Source organism: Mesorhizobium sp. M4A.F.Ca.ET.050.02.1.1 (assembly GCF_003997725.1).
Lineage (GTDB): Bacteria > Pseudomonadota > Alphaproteobacteria > Rhizobiales > Rhizobiaceae > Mesorhizobium.
On the sequence record NZ_RZSG01000437.1, the window covers coordinates 1 to 5073 of the forward strand.

6 protein-coding genes and 1 pseudogene are annotated in these 5073 nt (G+C 62.2%); 3 read left to right on the plus strand and 4 right to left on the minus strand.

The window, feature by feature from the left end; all coding sequences use genetic code 11:
- Together EOA33_RS39220 and EOA33_RS23755 are read left to right on the plus strand one after the other, a co-directional pair.
- Positions 1–1378: hypothetical protein (locus EOA33_RS39220; RefSeq protein ID WP_190234352.1), on the plus strand; the 1378-nt coding region annotated here is incomplete at its 5' end.
- Between the two features lie 168 nt (positions 1379–1546).
- Complete coding sequence (locus EOA33_RS23755; RefSeq protein WP_126055941.1) at positions 1547–1810, plus strand: DUF1344 domain-containing protein; 264 nt, start codon at positions 1547–1549, stop codon at positions 1808–1810.
- 50 nt (positions 1811–1860) lie between these two features.
- Here EOA33_RS23755 and EOA33_RS23760 read toward each other — a convergent pair whose 3' ends face one another.
- The 4 genes from EOA33_RS23760 to EOA33_RS23775 form a co-directional block, all read right to left on the minus strand.
- A complete protein-coding gene (locus EOA33_RS23760; protein WP_127406731.1) occupies positions 1861–2448 on the minus strand; it encodes a histidine phosphatase family protein in 588 nt (195 codons plus the stop codon).
- A 62-nt stretch (positions 2449–2510) separates the two neighbouring features.
- Positions 2511–3329, minus strand: a complete 819-nt coding sequence (gene fabI, locus EOA33_RS23765) for an enoyl-ACP reductase FabI (protein ID WP_126055943.1) — start codon at positions 3327–3329, stop codon at positions 2511–2513.
- Positions 3330–3437: 108 nt separating this feature from the next.
- Entirely contained in the window at positions 3438–4382 is a 945-nt protein-coding gene (locus EOA33_RS23770) for a J domain-containing protein (protein WP_127406732.1), read from the minus strand.
- 100 nt (positions 4383–4482) lie between these two features.
- Positions 4483–4947 carry an RT0821/Lpp0805 family surface protein gene (locus EOA33_RS23775; protein WP_126055945.1) on the minus strand — a complete coding sequence of 155 codons (465 nt, stop codon included), beginning with the start codon at positions 4945–4947 and terminating at the stop codon, positions 4483–4485.
- Here EOA33_RS23775 and EOA33_RS40750 point away from each other — a divergent pair.
- Positions 4865–5073, plus strand: a pseudogene (locus EOA33_RS40750) (hypothetical protein); the annotation flags it as partial. The gene EOA33_RS23775 and the pseudogene EOA33_RS40750 overlap by 83 nt on opposite strands.

Consider the following 5073-nt stretch of genomic DNA (forward strand, 5'->3'; position numbering starts at 1 on the left):
CCTCTTCGGCGCGCTCTTTCTACCAATTTCGGAAATGCACCCCTTCTATCTGGTCAACCTCGCGCTGATGGCCGGTTTCTTTCTGCTCGTGTTCCGCCTGTTTCGACCGCACCTCGGGCCCGCCGCCGCAGCTCTTTTCACATTGGCGGGCATGGTCGGTTACCCGATCATCGGGCTTCAGTGGGTTGTTCCGTGGACCAGCACGCTTGGCGCGTTCCTCCTCGCCGCGGCCCTTGTACTTCTCGACCGCTTCGATCGGCTGAGGCATTCATCGCTCCCCGCATCGACCTTCGCGACCAACGCGATCCTGTTCGGCATTGTTGTCGGCGCCCAGATCCCCGTTCGTACCGCGGACTTCGCCACGACTGCTCCGGCTGCAATCGCCTATGCGTCGCTTGTCGTGGCGATGGCAGTGGGCAATGAACCCGACGCGCGCAGAAACGGGATCGTTTCCATAGGCGCCGGGGCGGCTGGGTTTGCCATGCCAGTGCTGTTCTTCGCAACATTCAATTACCTGAGCGCCGGAACTCTGGCCGGCACATATTTCCAGGCCGTCGCAGGAGGAATTGGCTTCGACATTTTCCAGGTTCCGGAGCGGCTCTTTTCGCTTCTTGTTGCCTCACAGGTCTATTTCCTGGAGTTCAATGCCGATTGGATCAGCGTGATCCCCATCCTGTTCATCGCCGTCGTTCTTGCGATCGTTCTGATCGTTTTCCCGGAGCCCCTGTTCATGCGGGTGGCCGGCTTGATGATGGCCGTGCATCTGATCGTTTATGCGAGCTATCGGGACAGCGTCCCGACCGGCATGTTCCGCTATTTCAACGTCCACTACTACAAGTGGATGTTTCCCATCGCGTTGGGGATTGTCGCCTACAGGCTGAAGCCGTCCGCTTTCGGCCGAAGGGAGGCAATCACTGTTGCGACGGGCGCGCTCATAGTCCTGCTCGTCGCATCCGTGACCGCGCAGCGTCGGGATGTGCCGATACTCGCCTCGACCTCCGAAGACAGAACCGTGAGGCTGGATGTTCAACAGCCCAATGCCATCCAGATAATCGATCTGGTGGGCGTGAAGGCTCCGCCTGAGAGCAATGCAATAACAGTCGAAACGTCCGCGACGATCGATGGCAGGCAGCTTTTCCCCGTCCGCGACTACAGATTTGTCGCCAACGAAAAACTTGTCCGTCTGATACTGGCCAGCCCGCAGAATGCCGGCTCGGTGGAGATTCACCTGTCGAAATATGTCGAGCCGCCCAAACCCGGCTGGACGGCTCGCGCCTCGTCAATGAGTTTCAGGCTCGGACTGCCGTTCGCGCAGCAACGGCTCGACACGTCCGTTCCCGGCTCCCCGTTCTCCTTGCCGCCCGGCGGCGCCCACTGAGTGCTACCTCCCATTGGCGTTTTCCACAGTGATCGAACCGTGATCCGGTGCATCAAACTGTGATCCGGCGGATTTAGTTTTGACACATTCGGTTGGTTTCTGCTCTCTTCCATCCGCCGTTGAGGATCCGCCGCCATAGTGCCGGCGCAATGACCAAAGAGGACGACGATGCGTACCCTGATTGGCGCTGTTGCCGCCATGTTGCTGATTTCCACCGCCGCCGCATTCGCCGGCCAGACCGAAGGCCTGATCAAGAAGGTCGACAAGGACACGCTGACGCTGACACTGGATGACGGCAAGTCCTACAAGCTCAATGCCGAAACCGATCTCGACGCGCTGCAGCCGGGCATGGACATTGTGATTGCCTATGACGTGACCAATGGCGAGAACGTGGTCACCGATATGCAGCTACCGGACAGTGACGCGAATTGATTCAGATGATGCTGGCCTGACCTGAATCGCCACACCTTCCACAGTCCGCCCTACAACCACTCCAGGGTCCGACCCTGCAGCCGGAGCAAGCGGTCCTGCGGGATTTCGAGGCTTGCCGCCTCCTGCTTGGACAGGCCTTCGACGAAGCGGAACAGGCAGCGCATGACGCCGCCATGAGTGACGCAGACCGTCTGCCGGTCCAGGGCGTCGAAGAATGGCTTTATCCGCTCGAGCAGCATCTGGTAGCTCTCGGCGCCCTCGCCGGGCGGCTGGAAGTCCCATTTGGCGAAGCGGCGCCCCTGCGTCGAGCCGGGAAGCCTGGCCTCGAGCTCGCGGAAGGTAAAGCCCTGCCAGTCGCCGAAACTTATTTCGACCAGCAGCGGATCGGTGCGGTAGGCAAGCGGATCGAGACCCATCGCCGCGCGCAACCGCTCCATCGTCTCGCGCGTGCGCCGCATCGGGCTGGCGACAAAGTCGAAATCGTCCGAATTGTCGACGAACTCGGCCAGTCGGATCCCATTCCGGGTCGCCTGCTCGCGCCCCAGCGCGTTTATGACGGTGTCTGCCTGGCCCTGCAGTCGACGCTCGGCATTCCACTCCGTCTGGCCGTGGCGCACGATGTAGACGAGCGGATACATCAGGTCTTCCGGCGAAAGATCAGGACAGACTGCAGGCGGTGGGGGATGCCAGCTCGAGGAGACTATTCCTTGACGGTCGAGATATCGGGCGCGTCGACCGCCTTCATGCCGACGACATGGTAGCCTGAATCGACGTGATGGACCTCGCCGGTGACACCGCGCGACAAATCCGACAGGAAATAGACGCCTGAATCGCCGACCTCTTCCTGGGTGACCGTCTGCTTCAGCGGCGCATTGTATTCGTTCCACTTCAGGATGTAGCGGAAGTCGCCGATGCCAGAGGCGGCAAGGGTCTTGATCGGGCCGGCCGAGATGGCGTTGACGCGGATCTTCTTGGCGCCGAGGTCGACGGCGAGGTAGCGGACGCTCGCTTCAAGCGCAGCCTTGGCGACACCCATGACGTTGTAGTGCGGCATCACCTTTTCGGCGCCGTAATAGGTCAGCGTCAACAGCGAGCCGCCATCGACCATCAGCGGCTCGGCCCGCTTGGCGATGGTGGTGAAGGAAAACACCGAAATGTCCATGGTGCGCAGGAAATTGTCGCGCGTCGTCTCGACATAGCGGCCGGTCAGCTCGTCCTTGTCGGAAAAGGCGATGGCATGGACGAGGAAGTCGAGCTTGCCCCAATGCTTGGCGATGTCGTCGAAAACGGCATCGAGGCTTGCCGGATCGGTGACGTCGCAATGACCGGCGACATGCGCGTTGAGTTCCGCCGCCAGCGGCTCGACGCGCTTCTTGAAGGCTTCGCCCTGATAGGTCAGTGCAATCTCGGCGCCGTGATCGACGCAGGCCTTGGCGATGCCGAAGGCGATCGACCGATTGTTCGCGACGCCGAGGATCAGCCCGCGCTTGCCGGCCATAAGGCCCTGTCCACCCGCCATGTGAGCGTTCTCCGCAAGAATGTCTGCTTTGTGGAGAGCCCTATCGCACAGGCACAAGGCCCCTTCAAGCGCCCATAGCGGACTGTCCGGGGGAGAAAACTTCGAAGGTCAGCCGTTTTGGCGGCGCATCAGCGCTTCCAACTCGCTGTCACCGCCCTCGGGCAGCATCAGCCTGACATGGACGTAGAGGTCACCATGGCCGCCGGTTTTCTCCGGCAAGCCCCGGCCCTTGAGCCGCAGCACCTTGTCGGAGCTCGACCATGCCGGGACATTGACCGCGAGGCGGCCGGTCGGCGTCTCGACCGCAACCTTGGCGTCCAGCACGGCATCGGCCAGCGCCACCGGCAGGTCGGCGTGCAGGTCGCGGCCCTCGACACGGTAGCGCGGGTGGCGACGGAAATGGATCTTGACCAGCGCATCGCCCGGCTGACCCGGCCCCTGCTCGCCCTGGCCCTTCAGACGGATGGTCTGACCGTCCTCGACATAGGCCGGCAACTTGACGGCGACCTTGCGACCATCGGGGAACATCGCCGTCACCTTCTCGGCGGTGGCCGCCTCCTCGATGGTGACATCGAGCGTGACATTGAGGTCAGCGGCCTGGGCCGGCTGGCGACGGTCGCCTGTTCGCGCGCCGCTGGGGCCGGCGCCACGGGCGCCGGAGAAGGCATCGCCGAAGATCTGGCTGAAGATGTCGCTGTTGCCATCGAACGGATCGCCGCCCGGCCTGCCTGAGCGGAATTCGAAATGCGCGCCGCCCGGGCCCTGCTGGCGGCGGAATCCGGCGAACGGATCGCCACCGCCGGCGGCACCCTCGAAGCCCTGGAATTTCGGCTTGCCGTCGGCGTCGATCTCGCCGCGATCATAGGCGGCGCGAGTCTTCTCGTCACCGACGATCTCGTAGGCCTGGTTGGCGGCGGCAAAACGGTCCTTCGCCTTGGGATCATTCGGATTCTGGTCCGGATGATGCTTCTTGGCGAGCTTGCGGTATGCCGATTTTATGTCCTTGGCCGATGCGTTCCTGGCAACGCCCAGCACCTCATAGGGGTCGCGCATGCTTCCTGCCTGCAAGAGAAAATGAGTCCACGGTTGCTCCCTATATGCGCTTGCATAGGAAGAAATTCCAGTGGCGCAAGGCAAGATCGGCAGGCGAAAATCAGAGCGCCTTGAAGTCCTGCATGTGCCATCCGCCGGCGCCCGCCATGCAGAGCTCGCCCTTGAACAGCGAGACCCCGTCGAAGCTTTCGCGCGAAGCGGTGAAGCTGCGGCAAGTCTGGTCGTTGTCCTTCAACTCGACCAGCTCGGTGATGGAGCCGCGCGAGCCGGTGCCGGCATTCGCCCACGGCACCGCCTGGCCGCCGAGTTCCTCGATATCGGCGGAAGAGACGGCATTGCCGATGGTGGTTTGATCCGAGTCCTTGTCGCTGTTCGCCGGCACGGCGGGCGAGGCAGGTGCGCTCGACGTGACGATCGAACGGTCGACTTCCGCCTTCTGAAGGCTGAAGCCGCCCGCGCCGCAAGCGGCAAGCGGAAGGACCATGGCCGCGACCATGAGCTTGCCGCTGGCCGAAGCGAAACCGCTCCTTTGCCTGCTGTCAAAAGCTTGCATGATGCGCGACAACAGGCAAAGTCCTCCGCCAACGGTAAGAATTTGGAAAACTATGAGCGAAACTGAGTTAACAAGCGGTGACTTTACCGAGGCCGCCGAGCCATTCCGCCTCTTTGCCACATGGCTGGAGGATGCGAC